The following is a 26719-nucleotide window of genomic DNA, read 5'->3' as shown; positions in this document are numbered from 1 at the left end:
CTCAGGACCCTCCCCCTAGCGGGGGAGGCGGCCGAAGGCCGGAGGGGGAAGTGCTGCTGAGCCGGCTTCTTCCCTCTCCGTCGGCTACGCCGACACCTCTCCCTTGGGGAGAGGGTTTCTCCATCGCCCCTCCACACACCCTCCACGGCTTCACAACCGTCATGCGCGAGGTCTAGGCTCCGTCCATTCGGGGGAGTCCTAGGCCTATGCGTTTCCTGCCTCGCGCGGCGTTCGTCGCCGCCTTGCTCGCGCCGGTCGTCGCGGTCGCCCAGATCGCGCCGATCGCCGGCGATTGGTACGGGACGCTGGATGTCGGGGTGAAGCTGCCGCTGGTCTTCCACCTGCAGGCCGACGGGACCGCCAGCGTCGACAGCCCAGCCCAGAAGACGACCGGCCTGAAGGCGACCGCGACCCTGGCCGGCGACCAGCTGACCGTCACCCTGACCACGCCGGCCGCGACCTACGAAGGCAAGGTCGCCGCCGACCGCAAGTCGATCGCGGGCGAGTGGGCGCAGAACGGCGCACGCCTGCCGCTGCGGCTGGAGCGCACGCCGCAGGCCATCGTCGCGCCCAAGCGACCGCAGACCCCCAAGCCGCCGTTCCCCTATCGCGCCGAGGACGTCGCCTACGCCAACCCCGCCTCGGGCCTGACCCTGGCCGGGACGCTGACCCTGCCGCCGGGCGAGGGGCCGTTCCCGGTGGCCCTGCTGATCACCGGCTCGGGCCCGCAGGACCGCGACGAGACGATCTTCGACCATAAGCCCTTCCTGGTGCTGGCCGGCGCCCTGACCCGGCGCGGCGTGGCCGTGCTGCGCGTCGACGACCGCGGCGTCGGCGGCTCGCAGCCCGGCGACTTCGCCAAGGCCACAACGCTGGACTTCGCCACCGACGTCGCCGCCGGGGTCGCCTATCTGCGCGGTCGCAAGGACATCGACCCGGCGCGCGTCGGCTTGATCGGTCACAGCGAAGGCGGGGTCATCGCGCCGCTGGTCGCCGCCAAGGACCCGCGCATCGCCTTCATCGTGCTGATGGCCGGCACGGGCGTGCCCGGCGACCAGGTCCTGCCCCGGCAGTATCACGACATCTACGTCTCCTCCGGCGCCGGCGAGAAGGCCGCCACCCAGCAGGCCAAGCTGGTCGAGGCCGCCAACGCCCTCGTCCGGGCCGAGCCCGACGCGGCCAAGGCCAAGCCGCAGCTGCTCAAGCTGTTCGCGGGCGGCGGCAATCCGCAGGCCGCCGAGGGCAATTCCGCGCTGATCAACTCGGCCTGGTACCGCACCTTCCTGACGGTGGATCCCGCCCAGGCCCTGGCCCAAGTCCGCGCGCCGGTGCTGGCGATCAACGGCGCCAAGGACATGCAGGTCTCGGCGGCGGTGAACATCCCGGCGATCAAGGCGGCCCTGGCCGGCAATGCCGACGCCACGACCCTGGTGTTGCCGGACCTGAACCACCTGTTCCAGACCGCCCGCACCGGCGCGCCGGGCGAGTACGCCAATATCGAAGAGACCATCGCCCCGAGCGCGCTGGCCACGATCGTCGACTGGACCGTCGCCCACACCCGCTCTCGCTGAGATCGGCATTTCTTTCATCATCTTTATTTAATCGCCTTCCCCGTCGGGGCGCGCTCGGCTAGGCTCCCGCAAAACAAGGTTACGGGGGAACACCAGGATGCTGAGCAGACGCTTTCTCTTGGCCGGCGCGGCCGCCGGCCTGATCGCCGCCCCGGCCCTGGCGGCAGCCGCCAAGAAACCCGCCGCCCCGCCCAAAGGCTTCGTGACCGTCAAGGACGGCCGGCTGATGCTGGACGGCAAGCGCTACCGCTTCACCGGCGCGAACCTGTGGTACGGGGCCTGGCTGGGCTCGCCCGGGGCCACCGGCGACCACACGCGGCTCAAGCGCGAACTGGACCGGCTGAAGGCCCTGGGCGTCACAAACCTGCGGGTCCTGGGCGCGGGCGAGCGCTCGCCGGCCAAGGCGGCTGTCGCCCCGACCTTCCAGGAAAAGCCCGGCGTCTATGACCAGGACCTGCTCAAGGGCCTGGACGTGCTGCTGGCCGAGATGGCCAAGCGCGACATGAAGGCGGTGATCTACGTCAACAATTTCTGGGACTGGTCGGGCGGCATGCCCGCCTATCTGAACTGGGTCGGCAATGGCCCGTGGTTCCAGCAGGGCGACCCGGCCCACCCGTGGCCGGAATTCCCCGACTATTCCGGCCGCTTCTACGGCGACGAGAAGGCCAACGCTCTGTTCCGTCGTTACCTGATGGGGCTGGTCGGTCGCCAGAACACCGTCACCGGCAAGGCCTATCGCGACGACCCGACCGTCATGGCCTGGCAACTGGCCAACGAGCCGCGACCGGGCGGCACCGACGCGTTCGGCAACAAGAACCTGCCGACCTATTACAAGTGGATCCGCGACGTCTCGACGATCATCAAGACGCTGGATCCCAAGCACCTGGTCAGCACTGGCAGCGAGGGCAGCATGGGCTGCCTGCACAGCGAGACCTGCGTGGTCGAGGCCCACAAGCCCGAGACCATCGACTACCTGACCCTGCATGTGTGGCCCAACAACTGGGGCTGGATCGACGTCAAGAACCAGCCGGCCACCTATGCCGACGGCGAGGCCAAGTGCCGCGAGTACGTCACCCGCCACATCGCCCTGGCCAGGTCGCTGAACAAGCCGCTGGTCATCGAGGAGTTCGGCCTGATCCGCGAGGAACGCGCCTTCGTCCCCGGCTCGGCCACGGCCGACAAGGACCGGTTCTACAAGACCATCTACGGCCTGGCCTTGGACGACATGAAGGCCGGCGGCCCGGTGGCGGGGACCAACTTCTGGGCCTGGAACGGCGAAGGCCGCGCCCAGCATGCCGACGCCTGGTTCGCACACGGCGACAAGAGCTTCGTCGGCGATCCGCCGCAGGAGGAGCAGGGCCTGTACGGGGTGTTCGACAACGACGCCTCGACCAAGGCCGTGATCGCCGGCCACGCGGCGGCGGTGGCGGCGCTGTAACCCCCTTCTCCCCTTGCGGGAGAAGGTGTCAGCGAAGCTGACGGATGAGGGGTTGAAAGCCCTGTCCGGATAGCGGAGCGCAACCCCTCACCCGACCGCCTTCGGCGGCCACCCTCTCCCGCAAGGGGAGAGGGCAATTTCGGTCCGCTTGACGCTCACGATGACAAGTGTCAACGTTCGACTCGTTGACACTTGTCATCGACGAGGCGGACATGAAGATCAGCGCGGCCGAGAGTGTGGTGATGGAGGCGCTGTGGCGGCGCAGCCCCCTGACGTCCGAGGCCATCATGGCCGAGGTCGGCGAGCCCAACGCCTGGACCGAGGGCACCGTGAAGGTGCTGATCAGCCGCCTCCTGAAGAAGAAGGCGATCGGCGCGACCGCCGAGGGGCGGCGCTATCTGTATTCGCCGCTGGTGACGCGCGAGGCCTATGTCGGCAGCGAGAGCCAGGGCCTCTTGGACCGATTGTTCGACGGCCGGCTGGCGCCGCTGGTGGCGCACTTCTCCGACAGCGACAAGCTGAGCGACCAAGACGTCGCCGAGCTGAAGGCCCTGATCGAGAAGATCGGCAAATGAACGACACGCTGCTCACCCTGCTGATCCGCGGCGAGCTGGCCCTGACGGTCGGCATGCTGCTGGTCCTGGCCCTGCGCCGACCCGTCCGGCGAACGCTCGGTCCGCTGGCGGCCTATCGCCTGTGGCTGGTCGCGCCGCTGTGTGTGGTCGCGGCGCTGCTGCCCGCGCCTGTACCGTCAGGGGCCATGGCGCCGGTCGTCACCCTGGCCGCCGACGCCGCCTGGTCGGTGCGGCCGGTCTCCCGTCAGGTCCACAAGGTCTCGGAGATCCTGACGGCGCTGTGGGTCGTCGGCGCGCTGGGCGCGGCGGCGCTGTTCGCCCTGCGCCAGGCGCGGTTCGTACGCAGCCTGGGGCGCCTGGCGCCCTCTCCAACCGACCGCGCCTTGCTACTGGGCCAGCACACCGGCGCCGGGCCGATGCTGCTGGGCGCCCTGCGGCCCCGCATCGTCGCGCCGGCCGATTTCGAAGCCCGTTTCCAGGGTCCCGCCCGCGACCTGGTCCTGGCCCACGAGCGCGTCCACCTGGCGCGCGGCGACGCGGCCGTGAATGCCCTGGTCGTCGCCGTGCGGTGCCTGGCCTGGTTCAACCCGCTGGCCCACGTCGCCGCCAAGTCGCTGCGGATCGACCAGGAGATCGCCTGCGACGCCGCCGTGGTCGAACGCCATCCCGACGCCGCGCGCCTTTATGCCGAGACCCTGCTCGGCAGCGCCCTGACACCCTTATCCGCCCCGTTCGGCTGCCACTGGCCCGCCGTCGGCGTCCATCCCTTGAAGGAGAGACTGACCATGCTGCAGAACACCTCCACGACCCCCGCCCGCAAGATCCTGGGCGCCCTGCTAGTCGGGACACTGGGTCTGGCCGCCGCCGGCGCGGTGTGGGCCGCCAATGCGCCCGAGCCGACCGTCCGCCTGCCGGTCTGGACCCAGCGTCCGGGCGGCGAGGACATGGCCCGCTATTATCCCGAAGCCGCGCACGAGGCCGGCGTCACCGCCGCCCGGGTGCTGATCGACTGCTCGATCACCGCCGAGGGCCGGCTGGAGAACTGCCTGGTCCGCCAGGAAGACCCGGCCCAGTACGGCTTTGGCGAGGCCACCATCAAGCTGGCCCGCCACTTCCAGATGGCGCCCGAGGATCGCGACGGCAAACCGACCGCCGGCGGGGTGATCCGCCTGCCGATCGTGTTCCAGGACCCGAAGGCCTAAGGCGCCATGCCCTTCCCCGCCCTTGCCCTGGCCGCCGCGCTGGCCCTGCCCTGCGCGCCGGCCGCTCCGCGCGACCTGGCCGCCGACCAAGCGGAGATGGCTCGCGCCGTCACGCCGGTCGCCGCCGCCCACGACGCTCGGATGAAGGCCCTCGATCAAGGCGCGGCGGGCGAGACCTTCCTGTCCCTGCAACGCCGCTATCACCAGGACCGCTTCGTCGCCCTGAAGCCCCTGGCCGAGCACGGCAATGTCAGCGCGATCTTCGCCCTCGCCCGGCAGTACCAGTCGGCCGACTCCGGCTTCGCCGATCCCGTCCAGTGGACCCGGCTGATGCACTGCGCCGCCGCCCTGGGCGACCCTGGCGCTCAGCTGGAGCTGATGATGGAGACCTGGCACGACAAGGGCGACGGCAGCTTCGCGACCATCCAGCGCAATCGCGCCAAGACCCTGGACCTGATCGAGCAGGCCGCCGCGCGCGGCGAGGTCGGCGGCCTGTCGATGCTGGCGACCTATATCCGCGGCGGCCGGCACCAGTATCCGATCGACCCGGACCTGGGCCGGCGGCTGGCCGTCTTGTGCCTGCGGGCCAGCGGCAATGGCTGCCGCGAGGAGCTGCTCAGCGCCCTGCCCGACCCTGCGGATAACTACGCGCTGCTGGCCGACCTGGCCCGCACCCAGCCGGTCCGCTTCGCCGCCCGTCGCGAGGCGGCCTGGGCCAAGCTGACACCCGAGCAGCAGGCTCGCACCGAGGCGGCGGCCGCGGCCCTGCGTCGTGTTCCGTGGGCCGAGCTCGCGCCGGAATGGGCGGCCGTGCGCGCCCGGATCGTCGCCCAGGGTGATCCAGCCTCGGTCAGCTGCCTGCGCGGGCATCCCTGCCCAAACGTCTGAAATAGTGGATTGTCACCGGTGTCACCCATGCTACCGCTACCGGCAAATCGTGCGTTAGACGCGCCGGAGGAAGCCTCGTGGACACCGCTCAAACTCGCCGCACCCTGATCACCGGGGCCGCCGCCCTGGCCGCCTTCGCCGCCCTGCCCGGCGCGAGCTATGCGGCGGCCGAGAAGCGCTCGCCGGTCATCAAGACCACCGCCGGCAAGGTGCGTGGCTATGTCGACGGCGAGGTCAGCGTGTTCAAGGGCCTGCGCTACGGCCAGGACACCGGCGGCGCGCGCCGCTTCATGCCGCCGATCAAGCCCGAGCCCTGGACCGACGTGAAGGACGCCCTGACCTATGGCGCCTCGTGCCCGCAAGGTAAGGGCGAGGACGAGGTCCAGTCCGAAGACTGCCTGTTCCTGAACGTCTGGACTCCCGCGAAAGCCAAGAAGGACAGCCTGGCCGACGGCGGCAAGCGGCCGGTGATGTTCTACATCCACGGCGGCGCCTACAACACTGGCTCGGGCTCGAGCCCCTGGTATGAAGGGACCAAGCTGGCCAAGCGCAGCGACGTGGTGGTGGTCACCGTGAACCACCGCCTGAACGCCTTCGGCTACCTCTACCTGGCCCGCCTGTTCAACGATCCGTCGGTGGCCGACAGCGGCAACAACGGCCAGCTGGACCTGGTCCTCGCCCTGCAATGGGTGCGGGACAACATCGCGCAGTTCGGCGGCGATCCCGAGCGGGTGATGCTGTTCGGGCAATCGGGCGGCGGCGCCAAGATCGCCACCCTGATGGCCATGCCCTCGGCCAAGGGCCTGCTGCATCGCGCCGCCACCATGAGCGGCCAGCAGGTCACCGCCGGCGGCCCGTTCAACGCCTCCAAGCGCGCCAAGGCGTTCATGGACAAGACCGGCGCCAAGGACCTGGCGTCCCTGCGCGCCCTGCCGACCGACAAGATGGTCGAGGGCCTGCGCGCCACCGACCCCATCGCCGGCCAGGGCTCGGTGTACATGGGCCCCGTGCTGGACGAGCGCAGCCTGACCCGCCACCCGTTCTTCCCCGACGCCTCGCCGGTGGGCCTGTCCGTGCCGATGATGTGCGGCAACACCCACGACGAGACCAAGGGCTTCATCGGCTTCGACGCCAAGGTGTTCCCCAAGACCTGGGACGAGGTGCTGGCCAAGCTGCCCAGCCAGTTCGCCGGTCGCATCGACATCGATCCCGAGACGGTGATCGCCTTCTACCGCCAGACCTATCCGAACTATTCGCCGTCGGACGTCTATTTCGCCGCCTCGACCGCCGGCCGCTCATGGAAGGCCGCGATCATCCAGGACGAGGAACGGGCCAAGGCCGGCGCGCCCGCCTACGCCTACCAGGTCAATTGGAAGTCGCCCAAGGACGGCGGCGTCTTCGGCGCGCCGCACACCATCGATATCGGCCTGGTGTTCGGCACGCTGGACGCCAAGGGCTCGATCGTCGGCACAGGTCCGGAGTCGGTGGCGATGTCCAACACCATGAGCGACGCCTTCGTGCGCTTCGCCGCCACGGGCGATCCCAACGGCGGGACCCTGCCCAAGTGGGAGCCCTACACCCTGCCCCGCCGCCAGACGATGGTGTTCGACAACACCTCGAGGCTGGAAGACGACCCGCGCGGGGCCGAGCGGGAGTTCTTCAACCGCGTGCCGTTCACTCAGTTCGGGACTTAAACTCGAAGGGCGGCAGTGGGGGCAGGTGTTCGACGAGGATCCTCGCGGTCACGTCGGGCGCGGCCTCGATGGGCGGCGGCTCGCCGAACACCGCCTCCCACAAACCGATCCATGCCTGACGCTCTTCGAAGGTCACTGAAACGCTCCTGACTGAGAGCGAAATGTCAGTGCTAACAAGAGGTTGCTGGTTAACGGCGGGGTAACCAAGGAATCGTGCTGAAGCTTTCTACGGCAGCAGCAGCTCGAACGGCGTCGCCGGCAGGCCCGTCGCGCCGAACAGGTTGATGATCGGGCTGTCGGCCCAGGCGTAGCGGATCTTGGTCGCGCTGGCGCCGCCCACGAGGCGCACGGTCGCGCCCTCCAACGTCGCGTCGACGAAGCGGCAGGTCGTGTCGCACAGCTCAAAGCCGATCGGCCGCGCCGCGCCGTAGACGACCGCCGGCTGGTCGAGGGTCACCACCACATCCGCACCATCACGGCGGGCCGACAGCGGGGCCGGACCGGCAGCGACGATGGTCTCGCCATAGGCCAGCCTCCGCGCCAGCAGCGCCAACCGCTGCCCCACCCGCGTCTTGTCCGCCGGGTGGATGTCGTAGGGCGAGCCGATGTCGACCGCGCTGGCCATGCCGACCTTGGGATCGGCCGCCGTCACCCGGCGCTGGACGTCGCGCAAGGCGGCCCAGTCGGAGTTGGCCACACCCGGCTTCTGCGTCCCGAACGCCGCCAGCTGCACCAGCAGGAACGGCTGCGCCCCGAACGCCTGGCGCCAGTCGGCGATCATGGCCGGCATCAGGCGGGCATACTCATTGGCCTCGGTGACATTGGCCTCGCCCTGGTACCAAGCGAAGCCCTTGAGGCCGTACGGGACCAGCGGCGCGATCATGCCGTTGCGCAAGGTAGAGAGGCCGCTGGCGCCGAGCCACGGCGCGTTCGGCGGCAGGGCCGTCTGCGACAGCGGCGCGGCGATCTTATAGCGCCAGGTCCCGCTCAGCGGCACGACGCTGCCATCGTCAAAGCGCAGGCCCTTGTCGGCAGCCTTGCCCCAGGTCCCGCCGCCGCCGCCCGTGTCGATGGCGCGGACGGCCAGGACGTTGCGGCCGGCCTTCAGGACACCCGGCGCGATCTTGTAGTTGCGCGGTCCGTTCCAGCTCTGCGTCGCGCCCACTTCGCGGCCGTTGACGAAGGTGGTGTCCATGTCGTCGACCGGGCCCAGGGCCAGGGTCGCACCCTGCGCCGCCTGGGCCTTGGTCAGGGTGATCTCGGTGCGCAGCCAGACGACGCCGTCGAAGCCCTCCAGGCCCGGATAGGTCTCCCAGAAGTTCTCCATCGGCACGGTCTTCCACGACCGGTCGTCCAGGTCCGGCCGCATGCCGTCATTGGCCGCGCCCAGCTTGGCGGCCGCCCAGCGATCCAGCATCGCCGCCCACTTGGTCTGGCCCACCGCCGGGTCGCGAGCGTAGTCGTCGAGAACGCTGAGGCCCTCGTCATAGGTCTTCAGCGCGGCGAGCCCCTCGCGACTGATCCAGTCCTGGATCACCGAGCCGCCCCAGGTGGCGTCGATCAGGCCGATCGGGACATTGGTCGACTTCCGCAGGTCCTTGCCCAGGAAGAAGCAGGCGGCGCTGAACTCGGCCGCGCTCGTGGGCGTGGCGGCCTTCCAGACGACGCCGGCCGGCAAGGCCTCCTGCGGCGCGGGCATGCTGATCTTGCCGGTCTGCAGCAGGCGGATATTGGGGTCGGCCGCGGCGGCCACCTCGCTGTCGCCGGCCAGAGTGCGGCGCAGCGGATATTCCATGTTCGACTGGCCCGAGCACAGCCAGACATCGCCCATGACGAGATCGGAAACCACCTGGCGCTCAGCCCCGGCTTGAACGGTCAGGGTCAGGGCCGTACCGCCGCCCGGACGGGCCGGCAGCACCGCATTCCAGCGGCCGTCCGCACCGGTAGTGGCGCTGACGCTCGCACCGGAAAGGTCGATGCTAACCGCCGCGTTCGGCGCCGCACGCCCCCACACCCGGATGGGTTGGTCGCGCTGCAACACCGCATGATCGCTGAAGACGGAAGCCAACGGCCCAGCAAGGGCCGGGCTGGAAAGCAGGGACGCAGCCGCTAGGGCCAGAATTTTCAACCGCATCCCTGCTCCATCTTTTACTGCGCTTTCGGCGGACAGACCGCCCCGGCCGGGTCGGCCGTCAGCTTCACGTTGGCGATCGAGACCTGGAAGGTCCCGGCCGTGCCCAGGTCGAACGGCGCGACCACCTTGGTCACGTCGGTCCCGGCGGCCTGGAAGCACTTCAGCGGAATCTTGACGCTGGCCCACTGGCCGGTCGGCGCGCCGGCTGGCGGGGTGACGTCCAGCTTGCCCGCGCCGATGGCCAGGATCACCGGCTTGGTCGCCGGAGCGTCCAGGCGGTACTCGAAGCTCAGCGCCATCTCGGCATTGGTCTGGAAGGTCAGGTCCAGCGGCTTCTCGCCGACGATTGTGGCCCGGCCCATCTTGTCGCCGGCATAGGTGATCTGGCGGCCGGCTTCCTGGACGTTGCCGGCGTCGACCGGCGCGATCTGCACCGACGACGAGGGCGAGGCCTTGAACTCGAACGGCGGCGGGGTCTTGCCGCCCACGAAGTAGTTCACGGCGTTGTCGGCCACCGGCTTGACGCCCGAGACTTCCGACAGCTTGGCGACCTTGCCCGGACGCGCGTAGCTGAGGCCATAGCCGTAGGCGAACAGCGGGTCGTAACCCTTGTCGCCCTTGTTCAAGCTGAACTGGGCGGCGGTCTTGGGCCAGCTGAACGACAGCTTGCCGTGGAAGTCGGTGCGCGGCTTGCCGGCCGCATCGCCGATGATCACGTCGGCCACGCCGCCGCCTTCCGAGCCCGGCAGCCACGCCGAGACGAAGGCGTCCGAGGCGTTGATCTCCGGGTTCACCCACAGCGGACGGCCCGACAGGAACACCGCCACCACCGGCACGCCCTTGGCCTTCAGGCTCTTGAGCAGGGCCAGGTCGGTCTTGGCGCCCGGCTGGTACTCCAGCGTGGTCTTCAGGTCGCCGACACCTTCCGCATACGGATTTTCACCGAAGACGACGATGGCGACGTCGGGCTTCTTGTCGAACGAACCATCGACCGCCAGCGTGGCCTTGCCACCGCCGGCCTCGACCGCGGTCTTCACGCCGGCATAGATCGACTCCGCATTGGGGAAGTCGGCATTGGTGTTGCCCGTGCCCTGCCACGACAGGGTCCAGCCGCCCGACTGCTTGCCGATATCGTCCGCGCCAGAGCCGGCGACCAGCACATTTGCCGAGCTCTTGACCGGCAGGACGCCGTTGTTCTTCAGCAGCACCAGCGACTTGCGCACCGCCTCGCGGGCGACGGCGCGGTGCTCGGCATTGCCGATCACGCCCTCACGGCCCTCATAGGGACGAGCAGCCTGGAACAGGCCCATCTTGGCCTTCACCCGCAGGATGCGGCGCACGGCGTCGTCCAGGCGAGCCATCGGGATCACGCCCGACTTCACCTCGGCCAGGGTATTGGCGTACAGCGCCTTCCAGCTGTCGGGGGCCATGAACATGTCGAGGCCGGCATTGATCGACTGCGGGCAGTCGGTGGGCTTGCAGCCCGTCACCTGGCCGTGGCCGTTCCAGTCGCCGACGACGAAGCCGTCGAAGCCCATCTTGCCCTTCAGCACGTCGGTCAGCAGGCTCTTGTTGCCGTGCATCTTGACGCCGTTCCAGCTGTTGAACGAGGCCATGATCGTCAGCGTCCCGGCGTTGATCGCGGGCACATAGCCCTGGGCGTGCAGGCGGACGAGGTCGGCCTCCGACACCTTGGTGTCACCCTGATCGACACCATTATTGGTGCCGCCGTCGCCCAGGAAGTGCTTGGCGCTGGCCGCCACGTGGCCCTGCTGGATCACCCCACCTTGGGAAACGGCGCCCTGCAGGCCCAGGATCATCTCGCCGGCATATTGGCGGACGATGAGGGGATCCTCGGAATAGCCCTCATAGGCGCGACCCCAGCGGTCGTCGCGCGGCACGGCCAGGGTCGGGCCGAACGCCCAGTCGAAGCCGGCGGCCGAGGTCTCATAGGCCGTGGCCTTGCCGATGCGGCGGATCAGCTCCGGATCGTGCGCCGCGCCCAGGGCGATGTTGTGCGGGAAGAGGGTCGCGCCGACGACGTTGTTGTTGCCGTGCACGGCGTCGATGCCGAACATCAGCGGGATGTGGGTGCCGCCTTCGCGCTGCGCCGCGCCCTCGCGGAAGGCCTTGGCGGTGTCGACCCACGGCTTCTGCGGCGAGCGGTCGGGCGCGCCCAGCGGCGGCGAGCTGCCCCCGCCCAGGATCGAGCCCAGCGGATAAGTCTTCAGCTCCTCGGGCTTGATCTGGCCGATGTCGGCCTGGATCAGCTGGCCGACCTTCTCTTCCAAGGTCAGCTTGGTCAGGAGACTATCGACGAAGGCCTCGGTGGCCGGATCGACCAGGCCCTGGCTCTTGGCCGCGGGCCAGTTGGCGGGATTGGCGGTGTTCTGCGGGCCCGTCTGCGCGGCGGCCACGCCGGACAGAACGGTCGACGCCAACAAGGCGACGCACAGGGTCCTGGTGTTCATACTCCCCAACTCTTCTTTCGTTGTCGCCAAGTTCGACTGGGACAACGTTGTCATACCCCTGGACGGCGATCCATAGCTTGCCTAGTTTGTATGACAAATAGCCAGAACAAGATCGGGTTGGAAACTCCAAATGAAGGCTCGCGGCCACTTTTTGACAGCGCTAGCAGCGACGACCCTGTTTAGCGGCGCGGCGGGCTTGGCCGGAGCGGCCGAGCAGGTCTTAGCCTCGCCAAGCGGCCAGACAGAAATTCGTATTTCAGATGAAAGTGGTCAGGCCAATTTCTCGTTGAAGTTCAAGGGGCAGACCCTGGTCGGCGCCTCGCCGCTGGGACTGATCCTGGACAAGGGCGGGCTGTTGTCGCGCAATGTGAAGATCGCTTCGGCCAGCATCCGCAAGGTCGACGAAACCTATGACCTGGTCGTTGGCAAGACCCGGACGGTGCGGGATCGCTACGCCGAGACGACCGTAGAATTTCTCGAAACGACGGGCTTGCAGCGGCGGCTGAAAATCGTCGCCCGCGCCTATGACGACGGGGTGGCCTTCCGCTACGTGCTGCCCGACCAGCCGAATCTGGCCGGGGTCGCGGTGCGTGGCGAGGAGACCAAGTTCGCGCTGTCCGGCGACGAGCGCTGCTGGGCGCTGAACCTTGGGCGCTTTGGCACCTCGCACGAGGGTGAGTACGACCCGATCCCGGCCAGAAGCTTCCGCGCCCAGGCGCTCTATGAGCTGCCGGTGGTCTGCCAGACGGGCAAGGCGGCCTTCGCGCTGGCCGAGGCGGATCTCAAGAACTGGGCCGGCCTTTACCTGACCGGCCGCGAGGACGGGGGCCTCGGGCTGCAAGCCAAGCTGTCGCCGCGCCTGGACGATCCGGCCAAGGCGGTGACCACGCGGATTGGGACGGACACCGTCTCGTCCTGGCGGGTGGTGATGATGGGCGACACGCCGGGCGACCTGGTCAGCTCGAACCTGATGACCAGCCTCAACCCACCGACGCAGCTCACCGACACCAGCTGGATCAAGCCGGGCAAGGCCGCCTGGGACTGGTGGAACGGCTCCAAGGTCGCCGGCGCGGAAGGCATGAACGACGCGACGATGAAAGGCTTCATCGACTTCGCCGCCGCCAACAAGCTGGAGTACATGCTGATCGACGACGGCTGGTACGCCGGCTCGGGCCAGGCGCCGCAGGTTCTTCCGGGAACGGACATTACTCGCGCCATCCCCGACATCCACATCCAGGACCTGATCGCCTACGGCCGCGCCAAGGGCGTCGGCATCATGTTGTGGGTGCACTGGAAGGCGCTGGACGTCCAGATGGACGAGGCCCTCGCGGCCTACGAGGCCTGGGGCGTGATGGGGATCAAGGTCGACTTCATGGACCGCGACGACCAGCAGATCGTCGACTACTACCACCGCCTGCTGGAGAAGGCCGGCCAGCACCACCTGATGGTCGACCTGCACGGCGCCTATCGCCCGACGGGCCTGATCCGCACCTATCCGCACTATGTGACGCAAGAAGGCGTGCTGGGGGCGGAGTACAACAAGTGGAGCGCGCGGGTCACCGCCACCCACAACGTCACCCTGCCCTTCACGCGGATGCTGCTGGGACCGATGGACTACACGCCCGGCGGCTTCCGCAATGTCGCGCCCAAGGACTTCAAGGATCAGTTCCTGCTACCGACCGTGCAGACCACGCGCGGCCAGGCGCTCGCCATGTACGTGGTGTTCGACAGCCCGCTGACCATGGTCAGCGACAGCCCCTTGAGTTACGCCGCCTCGCCGGCTGGCTTGGACTTCATCACCGCCGTGCCAACCAGCTGGGACGAGACCCGCGTGCTGTCGGGCGAGATCGGCCAGTCCATCGTCATCGCCCGCCGCAAGGGCGACGACTGGTGGGTCGGTGCCATGACCAACGAGACCGGTCGGACCGTGAAGGTCCCGCTGGGGTTCCTGGGCGCGGGAAGCTTTAAAGCCGAGATCCGCGAGGACGGCGCCGAGCCGACGGCGCTGAAGACTCGCAGCCAGGCGGTGACGAGCAAGACGGCCCTGAGCCTCGCGCTCGCCCCCAGCGGCGGCGGCGTCATCCATCTGAGCCCGGTGCGCTGATGACCTTCACCCGACGCGACATGCTGGCGGCGACCGCCGCGCTCTCCGCCAGCCCCGCCCTCGCCGCCCAGCGCTTCCAGCCCTCCTGGGACTCGCTGGCCGCCGGCTACCAGGTCCCCGAGTGGTTCCGCGACGCCAAGCTCGGCATCTGGTCGCACTGGGGGCCGCAGTGCGTGCCCGAGTTCGGCGACTGGTACGGCCGGCAGATGTACCAGCAGGGCAACAAGGTCTACGATCACCACCTCAAGACCTGGGGCCACCCGGCCGACTTCGGCTTCATGCAGTTCATCCCGCGCTGGAAGGCCGATCGCTGGGATCCGCAGGACCTGATGAAGAAGTACGTCGCCGCCGGCGCGAAATACTTCATGTCGATGGCCAACCACCACGACAACCTCGACATGTTCGACAGCCGCCACCACGCCTGGAACACCACGCGGGTCGGCCCCAGGCGCGACATCGTCGGGACCTGGGCCAAGGTCGCCCGCGCGCATGGCCTGAAGTTCGGGGTCTCCAACCACGCCGCCCACGCCTGGCACTGGTGGCAGACGGCCTATGGCTACGACGCCGAAGGCCCGCGCCAGGGCCAGCGCTATGACGCCTTCAACCTGACCAAGGCCGGCGGCCAGGGCCAGTGGTGGCAAGGGCTGGATCCGCAGGCCCTCTACACGGGCCGCAACATGGTGATCCCCGACGGGATCGACACGATCAAGGCCGCCAACGCCTGGCACGACAAGCACGACGGCGAATGGCTGGAGACCCCGCCGCCGAACAATCCGGCCTTCGTGAAGAACTGGCTCGACCGCCAGAACGATCTCGTCGACCGCTACCGGCCCGACCTGGTTTATTTCGACAATTACGGCCTGCCGCTGGGCCAGGCGGGCCTGGACGCCACGGCGCACTACTACAATCGCCACGGCGGGAACGTCGTGGTGACCGGCAAGAAGCTGTCGCCGCTGCAACGCCGGGCCATCGTCGAGGATGTCGAGCGCGGCTTCTCCGACCGGCTGCGGCCCGAGCCCTGGCAGACCGACACCTGCATCGGCGACTGGCACTACAGCCGGCCGCTGTACGAGCGCGGCGGCTACAAGTCCGGGCGCGACGTGATCCAGCGGCTGATCGACGTGGTCAGCAAGAACGGCTGCCTGCTGCTCTCCATCCCCCAGCGCGGTGACGGCTCGATCGACGACAAGGAAGAGAAGGTCCTGGCCGACATGGCCGGCTGGATCGCGGTCAACGGCGAGGCGATCTACGCCACCCGCCCCTGGCGCGTGTTTGGCGAAGGTCCGACCAAGCTGGTCGAGGGCATGCAGAACGAAGGCGGCGCCAAGCCGTTCGAGGCCGCCGACATCCGCTTCACCACCAAGGCCGGCGCGCTCTACGCCCTGCCGATGGCGTGGCCGGAGGGGCCGCTGAAGATCGAGAGCCTGGCGGGCGCGCCCGGCGAGGTGCGGCGCGTGACCCTGCTGGGCGGGAACGATCCCCTGCCCTTCCGCCGCGAGGCTAGCGGACTGACGGTCGAACTGCCCCAGCGGCGACCAGCCTTCACCCCGGTGCTGAAGATAGAAGGGCCGGGCCTGGTTTAACTAGTCGCCCAGAATGTCTTCCTCACCTTCGGCTTGGGCCGCTTGCTTGGCGAGCGCCCAAAGTCTGCGCGCCGTCTTCTTGCGAATGGAGACCGGATTTTCCGCGTACAACGCCACAACCCAATCTCGATCGTCATCGTCGTAGTTGAGCCGCCCTTCGTAGGCCGCTTTGAGCAAATACCCGACGCTCGCATCCTTGTAGTGAAAAACGATCGCGAGGTCGTCGCGAATGCCCAGCATGACTTCACACTGGCGATAGCTCAGTTCGTCGATGCGCTTTCGCCCATCCAAACCATCGAGGAAATCCAGCTCCCAGTCCGTGAACGAGCTCTCCTCATGCCGGGTCAGGAGGCGACGGACTTCGGCGCGCCATACCGCCTCATCTTTGCGGACGCGTTCTATTTCAGCTTCTCTTGCCACAAGACAACCTCCGAATTTGCTCGGACGCGCACGGCACAGAACTCTATTTACTCAAGCTATACTGAGACGATTCTCCGGATCTGTGGATACCGACCTCTCAGCCACGAAAAAGGGGCGAGCCTTGCAGCTCGCCCCAGTCTTCCAAGCGACCTTTTACGCGGCCGCGCGGTGTTCTTGGCTTAGCGGAACAGGCTCAGGATCGACGACGACGACTGGTTCGCGATCGACAGGGCCTGGATGCCCAGCTGTTGCTTGGTCTGCAGCGATTGCAGCTTGGCGCTTTCCTTGGCCAGGTCGGCGTCCACCAGGTTGCCGACGCCGGCTTCCAGGCTGTCCTGCAGCTTGCCGACGAAGGTCAGGTGGGTGTCCAGACCGGTCGAGGCCGTGCCCAGCGACGCCAGCTTGTTGGTGGCGGTGCCGATAGCCTTGTCGATGGTGGTGATCATCGTCTTGGCCGCGCTGGCGTTGGTGAAGGTCGGGACCGCGGTCACGCCCAGGCCCAGACCCGCCAGGGTCAGCGACTGCGCCTGGACCGTGAAGGTCGAGCCGTCGGTGTTGGCCAGGAACATCAGGTTGCTGGTCTTGCCGTCGGCGATGCTGATGCCGTTGAACTTGGCGTTCGTGGCGGCCTTCTCGACCTGCACGCGCAGCGAGTCGAAGTCCGACACCAGGGCGTTGAACGACGAGGTGTTCAGCGAGGTGTCGGAAGCGGCCAGGGCCTTTTCCTTCATCTTGCCGAGCAGGTCGGTGATGGTGTCGCCGGCCGCCAGGGCCACGTCGATGGTCGACTGACCGCGCTGCAGCGAGTCCTTCACGGCGTTCAGCGACGAGGCGGTGGCCGACTGGTTCTTGGACATGGCCCAGATGGCGCCGTTGTCCTTGGCGCTACCGACCTTCTTGCCGGTGTTGATGCGCTGCTGGACGACCTGCAGTTCGCTGTTGGTCGAGTTCAGGTTTTGCAGGGCGATCATGGCCCCGCTGTTCGTGTTGATGCTGTTCAGCGCCATAACGAAACAACTCCTATTCGAGGTGTTCCGGCGTCTTTTTGACGACCGGTGGGCATTTTACCCACCGCGACACTATGACGCTGACCTTTCAATACCCTTTATGAGTTGTAGTTACTTTCTTAACAACCAAACTAATGCGTTAAATACTTTTAACGGTGAGTCTGACCAGACTCAAACATGAGTCCGATCAGACTCATTCTACTTCACCAATACTGGCGGCATAGAAAAAGGGCGGACCCGAAGGCCCGCCCCTCTCGACGACCAAAATCGCCGAAGTCAGCTCTAGCGGAACAGGCTGAGGATCGACGAACTGGATTGGTTCGCGATCGACAGGGCCTGGATGCCCAACTGTTGCTTGGTTTGCAGCGACTGCAGCTTGGCGCTTTCCTTGGCCAGGTCGGCGTCCACCAAGTTGCCCACGCCGGCTTCCAGGCTGTCCTGCAGCTTGCCGACGAAGGTCAGGTGGGTGTCCAGGCCCGTCGAAGACGTACCCAGGGTCGCCAGCTTGTTGGTGGCGGTGCCGATGGCCTTGTCGATCGTAGCGATCATCGACTTGGCCGCGCTGGCCGTGGCGAAGGTCGCGACACCCGACAGACCCAGACCGCCCAGGGTCAGGGACTGCGCCTTGACCGTGAAGCCCGAGCCATCGGTGTTGGCCAGGAAGGTCAGGTTGGCGGTGCTGCCGTCGGCGATGCTGATGCCGTTGAACTTGGCGTTCGAGGCCGCCTTGGTGATCTGGTCCTTCAGCGAGTTGAAGTCCGAGACCAGGGCGTTGAACGACGAGGTGTTCAGCGAGGTGTCGGAAGCGGCCAGGGCCTTTTCCTTCATCTTGCCGAGCAGGTCGGTGATGGTGTCACCGGCCGCCAGAGCCACGTCGATGGTCGATTGACCGCGCTGCAGCGAGTCCTTGACGGCGTTCAGCGACGAAGCCGTGGCCGACTGGTTCTTGGACATGGCCCAGATGGCGCCGTTGTCCTTGGCGCTGCCCACCTTCTTGCCGGTGTTGATGCGCTGTTGGGTGACTTGCAGTTCGTTGTTGGTCGAGTTCAGGTTTTGCAGGGCGATCATGGCCCCGCTGTTCGTGTTGATGCTGTTCAGCGCCATAACGAAGTAGCTCCTATTCGAGGTGTTCCGGCGTCATTTTGACGGCCAGTGAGCGTTTTGCTCACGTGCATCCTCACACAATAGGACTAAGCGTTCGTTGAGATTTCAGTATTCTACAATTAAGATTTCGAACTATTTTGTTAATTATTAAATGAAGACTACTTCTATACCTGTATCAAAATGGCACAACTTCAACTCAACTTGGGTACACCTTGAGGTATAGTCACCTCGAGATCAACGATCGGCCAGGTAGAGGCGGGGCGAACGATAGTGCTTGGCGATCGCCCGGATGGTGATCACGAAGACGAACCCTTTCCAGAGATCGCCAAGAAGGCTGCTGCGACGGCGCATGGGAGAGACTCCTTTTCCTAGTGCAACGAAAGAAAGGCCGACCGGCTCCCTGGGAGGGGAAAGAGCCAGCCGGCCTCGACTGCCGGTCACCCGCTGGGGGGATGGGTGACCGGTTACAAACTCAGTGCGATCAGCCGTGCAGCTTGATCGCGGTCTCGGCGATCTTGCGGCCCTGATAGCGGGCGCCATCCAGCTCGTTGGCGCTGGGCTGACGCGAGCCGTCGCCGCCGGCGATGGTGGTGGCGCCGTACGGGCTGCCGCCGGTGACTTCGTCCAGCGTCATCTGGCCGGCGTGGCCGTAGTCCAGGCCCACGATCGTCGTGCCGAAGTGCAGCAGGTTGGTGATGATCGAGAACAGGGTGGTTTCCTGACCGCCGTGCTGGGTCGCCGTCGAGGTGAAGGCGCCGGCCACCTTGCCGTGCAGGGCGCCGCGGGCCCACAGGCCGCCCGCCGCGTCGAAGAAGGCCGCGACCTGCGAGGCCATGCGGCCAAAGCGGGTCGGGGCGCCGACGATGATGGCGTCGTAGTTGGCCAGGTCTTCCACGGCCGCGACCGGGGCTTCCTGGTCCAGCTTGAAGTGAGCGCCCTTGGCGATCTCCAGCGGCACGGTTTCCGGCACGCGCTTGATGTCGACGCTCGCGCCGGCTTCGCGGGCGCCCTCGGCGACGGCCTTGGCCATCGTTTCCAGGTGACCGTAGGACGAATAGTAGAGAACCAGAACCTTGGCCATGACGGCTAATCCCTTGCCTTGATGCTTTGGCGAAGGCGTCTGGCCCTCGTCGTTGGCGGAGGTTTTGCTCTCGCTTGGGCTTGCGCGATATCCGAATAAAATCGTCTATTACGTTCGATTTTTTCGAACGATGAGACAGCGATGAACGAGCCCGGCACGCCCACCCTGGACCAGCTGACCGTGTTCCTGACCATCGTCGAGGAAGGCGGCTTCGCGGCCGCGGCACGGCGGCTGAACCGGGCCAATTCGGTGATCAGCTACGCCATCGCCAATCTGGAGGCCCAGCTGGGCCTGGCGCTGTTCGACCGCGACGCCGCCAAGAGCCCGGTGCTGACCGAGGCCGGCAAGGCGATGCTCGCGCGGGCGCGGGTGATCGCCGGCGATGTGGCGGCCCTTCGGGCGCAAGCCAAGGGCCTGCTGCAGGGCCTCGAGGCCGAGGTGCACCTGGTGCTGGACGTCATGCTGCCCACCGCGCGGGTGGTCGATGCCCTGCGGGCCTTCCGCGAGGCCTTCCCGACCGTGACCCTGCGCCTGCATGTCGAGGGCCTCGGGGCCGTGACCCAGATGGTGCTGGACCGCCGCGCCACCCTGGGCGTGGCCGGACCGCTGGACGTCGTCCACGGCGGCGACGAGCTGGACTATATCGCGGTCGGGGCGACCCTGCTGATCCCCGTGGCCGCGCCGGACCATCCGCTGGCGAAGGGTACCAACGCGCCGGGCGCGGGCCGCGACCACACCCAGCTGGTGCTGACCGACCGCTCGCACCTGACCGAAGGTCGCGACTTCGCCGTCGCCAGCGCCCACACGTGGCGGCTGGCGGACCTGGGGGCCAAGCACATCCTGCTGAAGGAGGGCCTGGGCTGGGGCAACATGCCCGAGCCGATGGTGCGCGAGGATCTGGAAGCCGGCCGGCTGGTGCGGCTGGAGATGGCCGAGATGACCGGCGCCCACTACACGCTGCACGCGGTGCATCGGAGCGACACCCCGCCGGGGCCGGCGACGGCGTTTTTGATCGAGCGGTTTAGGGGGCAGGAAAACTAACCCCTCTCCCCTTGCGGGAGAGGGTGGCCGAAGGCCGGGTGAGGGGTCGCACGGCGATGCCGAGAAACCCCTCATCCGTCGGCTCCGCCGACACCTTCTCCCGCAAGGGGAGAAGGACGCTACTTCCGCGTCACCACGACCGCTTCACCCGCATAGTCCACCGTCGCATCGGCCGCCGCGGCGAAGTCCGTCGGCTTCGCGCCCGCCCCGATGAACCGCACCTTGAACGTCCGCTTATCGACCATGCCGTCGAACCGACCCGAGCGCGCCCCGATCACCACCCGGCCCGAGGCGTTGTCGTAGCTGATCGGGATCCGGCTGTAGGCCCCGCGCTGATAGGCCATGGTCAGGCCGTCGTCTTCGTAGAGCTCGTACTGGCCGTCCTTACCCGTGTAGATCACCAGGGTGATCGGCAGGTCAGGCTTTTCGCCGACATACTGCTGGACGTCGGTGGTCGGCACGATCGCGCCGGCCTTCACGAACAGCGGCATACGGCCCAGCGGGGCGTCGGCCTTGATCGACTGCCCACCCGCGTGAGCCTTGCCCGTCTCGAAGTCGTACCAGGTGGTCCCGGCCGGCAGGTACACCGACCGCGACCGCGCCTTGAACTCCGTCACCGGGGCCACGAGGAACGCCGAGCCATACAGGTACTCGTCATTGACGTCCCGAGCCTTCAGGTCGTTGGGATAGTCCATGACCAGGCCGCGCATGATGCTGCCGTCGCGGTGATAGGTCTCGCCCGCCAGGGTCAGGGTGTAGGGCATCAGCCGGTAGCGCAGCTCGTCGTACCAGACGAGGCTCTTGTAGACCTCGGTCCCCTCGTCGGCGAGGTTCCAGATCTCGCGGAAGGGCTCCTCGCCGTGGCTGCGGAACAGGGGCGAGAAGGCGCCGAACTGGAACCAGCGCAGGTTCAGCTCCTGCCACTCGGCCCAGTGCTTGGGATCGCGCTTTTCATAACGCTCCTCGACCGAGAAGCCGCCGATGTCGGTGGTCCAGTTGGGGATGCCCGACATCGACAGGTTCACGCCGGCCGAGATCTGGTCCTTGAAGTCGTCCCAGCGGGCCACGACGTCGCCGCTCCACAGGGCCACGCCCTGGCGCTGGATGCCGCCGAAGCCCGAGCGCGAGAAGATGTACGAGCGCTTGTCCGGATTACGCTGATGCTCACCGTCGAACACCGCCTGGGTGTGCAGCAGCGGGTAGGAGTTGAAGAACTCCGCGCCCGGCCCCTTAGCGGTCGGCCCCATGCGCAGGGTGCGCTCGGGGATGTCGAGGTTGGAGTGCATGTCCGGCTCGTCGCTGTCCATCCACCAGGCGTCGATGCCCACGCCGCCCAGGTTCTCCTTGACCTGGCGCCAGTAGATGTCGCGCGCTTCCTGCGTATAGGGGTCGTAGAACGAGTTCAGATAGCCCGGCCCGACCCAGTCCAGCGCGCCCTGCTCGACGTTGCGGCGATACATGAAGCCCTTGGCGTCCAGCTCCTTGTAGTTCTTGGTCGTCGGATAGAACTTGGGCCAGATCGAGATCATGAAGTGGGCGTCCAGGTCGTGGACGTCCTTCAGCATCTTCTTGGGGTCGGGGAAGCGCGTCTCGTCGAACTTGTGGCTGCCCCAGCTGTCGTCCTTCCAGTAGCGCCAGTCGAGGACGATGTTGTCGAGCGGGACCTGGCGCTTGCGGTACTCCTTGACCACCCCGACCAGCTCGTCCTGGGTGTTGTAGCGCTGGCGGCTCTGCCAGAAGCCGTACGACCAGCGCGGCAGGGCCTGGGCCTTGCCGGTCAGCTCACGATAGCCGGACACGACCTGGTCCAGGTTGTCGCCGGCCACGAAGTAGTAGTCGATCGTATGGGCGACGTCTGACGTCAGGGTCAGCGACTTCTGCTGCGCCGCCGGAATCGGGTCGTTGTGCAGCAGGGCGACGTAACCGTCGTTGGGATCCCACTCGACGCGGACCTTGTGCTTCGTACCGGCCTTCATCGGGACGGTGAAATTGTGGAACCACGGGTTCCAGTTCTGCCGCCAGCGATCGATCTTCAGCTGCCCGTCGACCCAGATCTTGGCGTAGCTGGACGAGTACAGCTTGAACTTCTGGACGCCGCTGGCCTTGGGCTCGACGAAGCCTTCCCAGACCACGGTCGCGCCCTTCACCGGCTTCTTGTCGGCGGTCTGCAGCTCGGCCGGCCAGTTGGGCAGGTCGTCCAGATATTGGTAGTCGATGTCCTTCTCGGTCCGGGTCAGCTTCAGCTCGCCCTTCACGTAGTACTTGGCCGTGAAGCCGCCGGGCTTGCCGCTGGCGTCGGTGATCTTCAGGTCGCGCGAGGCCAGGGCGTAGGGGCTGGGGTCGCCGAAGCGGGTGATGCCGTTGTTGTCCCACAGGACGCCGTAGTTGCGGGTGGACAGCACGAACGGAACGGCGATGTCGCGATTGTACTGGGCCAGCTCGACGTCCTGGCCGTTGTAGTTCATCTGGCCGTTCTGGTGCTGGCCCAGGCCGTAGAAGCCTTCATCCGTAGACGGATTGAAACGCTGGCTGATGGCGTAGAAGCCCTTGCCGTCGATGGTGTGCGGCTTGAACGCTTGGCGCGCCTGCTCGGCCAGGACGGTCTTGCCGGCCGCGTCCTTGAACGACACCTGGCCGTCCTTCAGCATCACTTCGGCCGTGGCCTTGCCGACCTTGAGCACGACCTTGCCGCCGGCCTCGGTGACCGTGAAGCCGGACGTCTTCGGCTGCGCGATCACCATCAGGCTCTGGGGCGCGTCGATCCTGTCGGTGGGCGAGGCGGTGACGCGGATGGCGCGGTCGCTCATCACCTGCAGACGAACCTTCTTGGCCGGCCCCGAGGCGGGGGTGACGATGACGCCGTCGGCGGTCTTCTCGAAGCCGCCGTCGAAGGCCAGCGCCGAGGTGGAGGCCATCAGGGCCAGGCTGAAGGCAGAGAGAGCTAGGATACGCATGGCTGGTCCCGTCAGTAGGTGGCGAGCTTGACCCGCAGGATCTGCGCGCCGCCGGTGAAGTTGAGGCCGTAGTCGGTCTGGTCGCCGTTCCACAGGCGGTCGAAGACCCATTGGCCGTTCTCGAAGTGACCCTCTTCCACGCGGGCCATCAGCATCGGCTTGTTGTCCTTCAGCGCCCGGCCGAACTCGAAGCGGACGTTGCGGCCGGTGACCAGGAACTCGTCGGGCGACAGCTGGGCGACGATGCCGCCGCCGTCGGGGCCTTGCGGGCCGGCCGGGCGGTCCTTGAGCCAGGCCCAGTCGGACGCCCCGAACTGCCACTTGCCGTAGCGCAGGGTGACGGTCCAGGCGCCCATGACCGTCGACTGCGGGGCGCGGTCGTCGGGCTCGGAGCCGCCGAACACCTTGTTCTCGAACGACAGCTTCGCCCACTCGCGGCTCATCGGCCCCAGCAGGCGATAGTTGGCCGCGAAGGCTTCGATCGTGGCCTCGTCCAGCTTGGCCGCGCCCAACGGGTAGTTGGCGTAGCCGGTGTAGTCCATGCCAAACGGCGAGAAGCCGATGCCCTGGCGGCCCAGCGCATCAAAGACGTAGCGGGCATAGACCGGGTCATTGCCGGTCTCGGCCACGAACAGGGCGTTGCCGGGCCGTTTGTAGTGGGCCAGGGCGGCCGAATACTTGACCGACTCCTTCATGTAGATGTCGGGCGCGATCAGGTCGACGGACGGCGCGGCAGCCTTCCAGACGCCGATGACATTGTCGGTCGGACCGCCGGCCGAATAGCTCTTAGGCTCGCCCGGCTTGATGGGATCGCGCAGGGCGGCGTTGACGTACATCGGCAGCGGGTAGACGGCCTTGCCGGCCGCCGTGACCTGGTCGACGAAACGGCCGATATGCCAGGCGTGGAAATACTCGTCGGCGTCCTTGCCGAACGCCTGGCTCCATGTGCCGGGCTTTGCGCCGACAGCCTTCACCAGCGCTGCCGGCGCGGGGCCGTCGAACACTTTCTGGGCGGTAGGACCGAAGTCGCGGACCGTGCCGTAGGTGCCGGTCTCGTTCTCGACCTGGACCATGATGACGGTGCGCTCGGCGCTGTCCTTGGCCTTCAGGTGGGTCATCAAAGCGACGAAGGCCTTGCGGTCGGCGTCCAGCGTCGACGGGGCCAGCGGCGACATCGAATAGGACCGCTGACCGTCCTCCTTCTTCAGGCGCGGGAAGCGCTTGTCGTCCAGCTTGACCCACTCGGGGGCGTAGGACGGCGAGGAGTTCTTCCAGGTGCCGAACCAGAGGAGGACCAGGCGGACGTCATGCTCGCGGGCCTGCTTCAGCAGCAGGTCCAGGTACGAGAAGTCGAACTTGCCCTCGACCGGCTCGATCTGCTCCCAGGCGATCGGGACCTGGACGGTGTTGGCGCCCATCTTGGCGACGGCCGGCCAGACCTTGGGCATCTGCGAGGGCCAGGCGGACGAGTTGTTGACCTGGGCGCCCAGGATCAGGAACGGCGCGCCGTCGACCAGCAGGGCGTGGCGACCGTCCTTCTCGACCAGGCGCGGGATCTCGCGATCGGCCGCGAAAGCCGCCGTCGACAAGGCCAGGGCCGAGACCAGCCCGACCGCGAAGCGTGAAAACCCCATCCGCCTCCTCCGTACGCGAGCGCCAAATCGATGTTAGCGCTATCAATCTTATTGTCGGACCATTGCCCCGCCGGAGGGCGCAAGCAAGTCCGCGTGGCTCAAAAAAATCCGCGCACCGCCGCAGGTGACGATGCGCGGGGAAAGACGTCGCGCGACCTCGGGGAGAGGTGTCGCGCGAGGCGAGGCCAGGGCCATGAAACCCTCTGCCGCACCGCCTAAGCTAGTCAGACTATAGTCGTATAATTCAGACCAACAAGAAGTTTTGATAGCGTTGTCATTCATTCAGAGGGCCACCGGATCGGCCTTGCACGCCGCCGCGATAAAGGCGTCATGCGTGGGTAGGCGGGCGACGATGTCGGCGTTCATCCGACCGATCCGGAGCAGCGCGCCGGCCACCTCGTCATAGGCCGGCACGTCGGCCAGGCGGTCGTAGTCGCGGGGCGAGATCCCCTGCCCCAGGAACACCGCCAGCCAACTGGGCTCGGCGAACAGCTGCTCGTCGAAGCGGGCGATCTTGGCGCGGCTTTCGAAGAGCTCGATCTTGTGGGCCAGGCTGTCGGGGACCGCCATGTCGCGGCAGTAGCGCCACAGCTCGGCGTCGTCCCGCTCGGTGGCCTTGTAGTGCAGGACGATGAAGTCGCGGATCTGCTCGTATTCGATCTGGGTCAGCCGGTTGAACTCAGCTTCGGCCGCCGGGTCGTAGCCGCCGATCGGCAGCAGGGAGAGCAGGCGCATGGCCCCGGTCTGGATCAGGTGGATGCTGGTCGATTCCAGCGGCTCCATGAAGCCGCCGGCCAGGCCCAGGGCCACCACGTTCTTGCTCCAGCTCTTCTTGCGGCGGCCGGCGGTGAAGCGCAGCGGGCGCGGGTCGGCCAGGGCCTTGCCGTCGAGATTGGCCAGCAGGGTATCGGCGGCCTGGTCGTCGCCGATGTGGCTGCTGCAATAGACATAGCCGTTGCCGGTGCGGTGCTGCAGCGGGATCCGCCACTGCCAGCCGGCCTCGCGGGCGATCGAGCGGGTGTAGGGCGTCAGCGGATAGGCGTTCTCGCACGGCACGGCCAGGGCGCGGTCGCAGGGCAGCCAGTGTGACCAGTCCTCGTAACCGGCCTCCAGCGCCTGCTCGATCAGCAGGCCCCGGAACCCCGAGCAGTCGACGAAGAAGTCACCCTCGACCCGGCGGCCATCCGTTAGCGTCAGGCCGGTGACGAAACCGCTTTCAGGGTCCTGCTCGACCTTGGCGATCTTGCCCTCGGTGCGCTTGACGCCCCGCGCCTCGGCGTAACCGCGCAGGTACTTGGCGTAGAGCCCAGCGTCGAAGTGGTAGGCGTAGCCCAGGCCCGGCACGCCGGGCGGCAGGTCCTTGGGCGGCAGGGCGAACTTGCCGGCCTTGGCCGCGACCGTGGCCAGGGCGTAGCTGTCCAGGCTGCCGCCCTCGCCCTGCTCGCGCAGCCGCAGCCAGTAGTGATGGAAACCCACGCCTTCGATCGCCTGGCCGTAAGGGCCGAAGGGGTGGAAGTACTCCGCGCCCAGGCGGCCCCAGTCGCGGAACTGGATGCCCAGCTTGAACGTCGCCTGGGTCTGCTTGATGAAGTCGATCTCGTCGATGCCCAGGAGGCCGTTCAGGAACTGGATCGGCGGGATGGTGGCCTCGCCGACGCCGACCGTGCCGATCTCCTCGGACTCGATCAGCTCGACCTCGCCGATCCGGCCTTTCATGGCCTGGATCAGGGTCGCCGCGGCGATCCAGCCGGCCGTGCCGCCGCCGACCACCACGAACTTGCGATACATGATCTTCTCTCAACCAAGGCTGTCATCCCG

At 67.2% G+C, this 26719-nt stretch carries 19 protein-coding genes and 1 pseudogene; 10 read left to right on the top strand and 10 right to left on the bottom strand.

Features of this window, described 5'->3' with window-relative positions:
• Positions 1-2 precede the first annotated feature (2 nt).
• The 7 genes and pseudogenes from AC07NF_RS10715 to AC07NF_RS10685 form a co-directional block, all read left to right on the top strand.
• Positions 3-103 (top strand): annotated as a pseudogene (locus AC07NF_RS10715) (hypothetical protein); the annotation flags it as partial.
• Between the two features lie 103 nt (positions 104-206).
• Positions 207-1571: an alpha/beta hydrolase family protein gene (locus AC07NF_RS10710; protein WP_494631818.1), complete on the top strand. Its 1365-nt coding sequence runs from the start codon at positions 207-209 to the stop codon at positions 1569-1571.
• Positions 1572-1668: 97 nt separating this feature from the next.
• Positions 1669-3009 (top strand): glycoside hydrolase 5 family protein, encoded by a 1341-nt coding sequence (locus AC07NF_RS10705; RefSeq protein ID WP_494631819.1) that lies wholly within the window; start codon positions 1669-1671, stop codon positions 3007-3009.
• A 212-nt stretch (positions 3010-3221) separates the two neighbouring features.
• Positions 3222-3584: a BlaI/MecI/CopY family transcriptional regulator gene (locus AC07NF_RS10700; protein WP_454714186.1), complete on the top strand. Its 363-nt coding sequence runs from the start codon at positions 3222-3224 to the stop codon at positions 3582-3584.
• Positions 3581-4786, top strand: coding sequence for a TonB family protein (locus tag AC07NF_RS10695; protein ID WP_494631820.1), 1206 nt, complete (start codon positions 3581-3583; stop codon positions 4784-4786). Before AC07NF_RS10700 ends, AC07NF_RS10695 begins: the two co-directional genes overlap by 4 nt.
• Before the next feature lie 6 nt (positions 4787-4792).
• Entirely contained in the window at positions 4793-5674 is an 882-nt protein-coding gene (locus AC07NF_RS10690; protein WP_494631821.1) for an SEL1-like repeat protein, read from the top strand.
• A gap of 77 nt (positions 5675-5751) precedes the next feature.
• Positions 5752-7368 (top strand): carboxylesterase/lipase family protein, encoded by a 1617-nt coding sequence (locus tag AC07NF_RS10685; RefSeq protein ID WP_494631822.1) that lies wholly within the window; start codon positions 5752-5754, stop codon positions 7366-7368.
• Here AC07NF_RS10685 and AC07NF_RS10680 read toward each other — a convergent pair.
• From AC07NF_RS10680 to AC07NF_RS10670, 3 genes are all read right to left on the bottom strand, one after another.
• Complete coding sequence (locus AC07NF_RS10680; protein ID WP_492814491.1) at positions 7349-7504, bottom strand: hypothetical protein; 156 nt, start codon at positions 7502-7504, stop codon at positions 7349-7351. The two genes, AC07NF_RS10685 and AC07NF_RS10680, sit on opposite strands and share 20 nt — an antisense overlap.
• A 90-nt stretch (positions 7505-7594) precedes the next feature.
• Entirely contained in the window at positions 7595-9502 is a 1908-nt protein-coding gene (locus AC07NF_RS10675) for a sialate O-acetylesterase (RefSeq protein ID WP_494631823.1), read from the bottom strand.
• A gap of 14 nt (positions 9503-9516) precedes the next feature.
• Positions 9517-11982, bottom strand: coding sequence for a glycoside hydrolase family 3 protein (locus AC07NF_RS10670; protein WP_494631824.1), 2466 nt, complete (start codon positions 11980-11982; stop codon positions 9517-9519).
• A gap of 121 nt (positions 11983-12103) precedes the next feature.
• On the opposite strand from AC07NF_RS10670, the gene AC07NF_RS10665 reads away from it, so the two are divergent.
• Together AC07NF_RS10665 and AC07NF_RS10660 are read left to right on the top strand one after the other, a co-directional pair.
• Positions 12104-14077: a glycoside hydrolase family 97 protein gene (locus AC07NF_RS10665; protein WP_494631825.1), complete on the top strand. Its 1974-nt coding sequence runs from the start codon at positions 12104-12106 to the stop codon at positions 14075-14077.
• Positions 14077-15660, top strand: a complete 1584-nt coding sequence (locus AC07NF_RS10660; RefSeq protein ID WP_494631826.1) for an alpha-L-fucosidase — start codon at positions 14077-14079, stop codon at positions 15658-15660. The genes AC07NF_RS10665 and AC07NF_RS10660 overlap by 1 nt, the downstream gene beginning before the upstream one ends.
• On the opposite strand, the gene AC07NF_RS10655 is transcribed toward AC07NF_RS10660, so the two are convergent.
• The 4 genes from AC07NF_RS10655 to wrbA form a co-directional block, all read right to left on the bottom strand.
• A complete protein-coding gene (locus AC07NF_RS10655; RefSeq protein ID WP_494631827.1) occupies positions 15661-16080 on the bottom strand; it encodes a hypothetical protein in 420 nt (139 codons plus the stop codon).
• 179 nt (positions 16081-16259) lie between these two features.
• Positions 16260-17087, bottom strand: coding sequence for a flagellin (locus AC07NF_RS10650; protein WP_492814479.1), 828 nt, complete (start codon positions 17085-17087; stop codon positions 16260-16262).
• Between the two features lie 282 nt (positions 17088-17369).
• Positions 17370-18191, bottom strand: a complete 822-nt coding sequence (locus tag AC07NF_RS10645; protein ID WP_492814477.1) for a flagellin — start codon at positions 18189-18191, stop codon at positions 17370-17372.
• 481 nt (positions 18192-18672) lie between these two features.
• Positions 18673-19272: an NAD(P)H:quinone oxidoreductase gene (wrbA, locus tag AC07NF_RS10640; protein ID WP_492814475.1), complete on the bottom strand. Its 600-nt coding sequence runs from the start codon at positions 19270-19272 to the stop codon at positions 18673-18675.
• Between the two features lie 141 nt (positions 19273-19413).
• Here wrbA and AC07NF_RS10635 point away from each other — a divergent pair, with 141 nt between their 5' ends.
• Positions 19414-20313, top strand: coding sequence for a LysR family transcriptional regulator (locus AC07NF_RS10635; RefSeq protein WP_494631828.1), 900 nt, complete (start codon positions 19414-19416; stop codon positions 20311-20313).
• Between the two features lie 119 nt (positions 20314-20432).
• Here the strand turns inward: AC07NF_RS10635 and AC07NF_RS10630 are convergent, their stop codons facing one another.
• The 3 genes from AC07NF_RS10630 to AC07NF_RS10620 all read right to left on the bottom strand — a co-directional run bounded on the left by AC07NF_RS10630 (position 20433) and on the right by AC07NF_RS10620 (position 26689).
• Positions 20433-23378: a glycoside hydrolase family 31 protein gene (locus AC07NF_RS10630; protein WP_494631829.1), complete on the bottom strand. Its 2946-nt coding sequence runs from the start codon at positions 23376-23378 to the stop codon at positions 20433-20435.
• Positions 23279-24901, bottom strand: coding sequence for a GH35 family beta-galactosidase (locus AC07NF_RS10625; RefSeq protein ID WP_494631830.1), 1623 nt, complete (start codon positions 24899-24901; stop codon positions 23279-23281). Before AC07NF_RS10625 ends, AC07NF_RS10630 begins: the two co-directional genes overlap by 100 nt.
• 282 nt (positions 24902-25183) lie before the next feature.
• Positions 25184-26689, bottom strand: coding sequence for a tryptophan halogenase family protein (locus tag AC07NF_RS10620; protein ID WP_494631832.1), 1506 nt, complete (start codon positions 26687-26689; stop codon positions 25184-25186).
• Between the last annotated feature and the right edge of the window lie 30 nt (positions 26690-26719).

Source organism: Caulobacter sp. GW821-FHT10A06 (genome assembly GCF_059415805.1).
This window is presented reverse-complemented; position numbering and strand designations above follow the sequence as displayed.

What these genes read in the sequence shown, in the direction of transcription:
- AC07NF_RS10660 (WP_494631826.1), top strand. Translation starts at nt 14,077, where the DNA reads ATGACCTTCACCCGACGCGACATGCTGGCGGCGACCGCCGCGCTCTCC.
- AC07NF_RS10705 (WP_494631819.1), top strand. Translation starts at nt 1,669, where the DNA reads ATGCTGAGCAGACGCTTTCTCTTGGCCGGCGCGGCCGCCGGCCTGATC.
- AC07NF_RS10700 (WP_454714186.1), top strand. Translation starts at nt 3,222, where the DNA reads ATGAAGATCAGCGCGGCCGAGAGTGTGGTGATGGAGGCGCTGTGGCGG.
- AC07NF_RS10650 (WP_492814479.1), bottom strand. Translation starts at nt 17,087, where the DNA reads ATGGCGCTGAACAGCATCAACACGAACAGCGGGGCCATGATCGCCCTG.
- AC07NF_RS10625 (WP_494631830.1), bottom strand. Translation starts at nt 24,901, where the DNA reads ATGGGGTTTTCACGCTTCGCGGTCGGGCTGGTCTCGGCCCTGGCCTTG.
- AC07NF_RS10665 (WP_494631825.1), top strand. Translation starts at nt 12,104, where the DNA reads ATGAAGGCTCGCGGCCACTTTTTGACAGCGCTAGCAGCGACGACCCTG.
- AC07NF_RS10635 (WP_494631828.1), top strand. Translation starts at nt 19,414, where the DNA reads ATGAACGAGCCCGGCACGCCCACCCTGGACCAGCTGACCGTGTTCCTG.
- AC07NF_RS10630 (WP_494631829.1), bottom strand. Translation starts at nt 23,378, where the DNA reads ATGGGTCTTCGACCGCCTGTGGAACGGCGACCAGACCGACTACGGCCT.
- AC07NF_RS10710 (WP_494631818.1), top strand. Translation starts at nt 207, where the DNA reads ATGCGTTTCCTGCCTCGCGCGGCGTTCGTCGCCGCCTTGCTCGCGCCG.
- AC07NF_RS10645 (WP_492814477.1), bottom strand. Translation starts at nt 18,191, where the DNA reads ATGGCGCTGAACAGCATCAACACGAACAGCGGGGCCATGATCGCCCTG.
- AC07NF_RS10675 (WP_494631823.1), bottom strand. Translation starts at nt 9,502, where the DNA reads ATGCGGTTGAAAATTCTGGCCCTAGCGGCTGCGTCCCTGCTTTCCAGC.
- AC07NF_RS10690 (WP_494631821.1), top strand. Translation starts at nt 4,793, where the DNA reads ATGCCCTTCCCCGCCCTTGCCCTGGCCGCCGCGCTGGCCCTGCCCTGC.
- wrbA (WP_492814475.1), bottom strand. Translation starts at nt 19,272, where the DNA reads ATGGCCAAGGTTCTGGTTCTCTACTATTCGTCCTACGGTCACCTGGAA.
- AC07NF_RS10620 (WP_494631832.1), bottom strand. Translation starts at nt 26,689, where the DNA reads ATGTATCGCAAGTTCGTGGTGGTCGGCGGCGGCACGGCCGGCTGGATC.
- AC07NF_RS10695 (WP_494631820.1), top strand. Translation starts at nt 3,581, where the DNA reads ATGAACGACACGCTGCTCACCCTGCTGATCCGCGGCGAGCTGGCCCTG.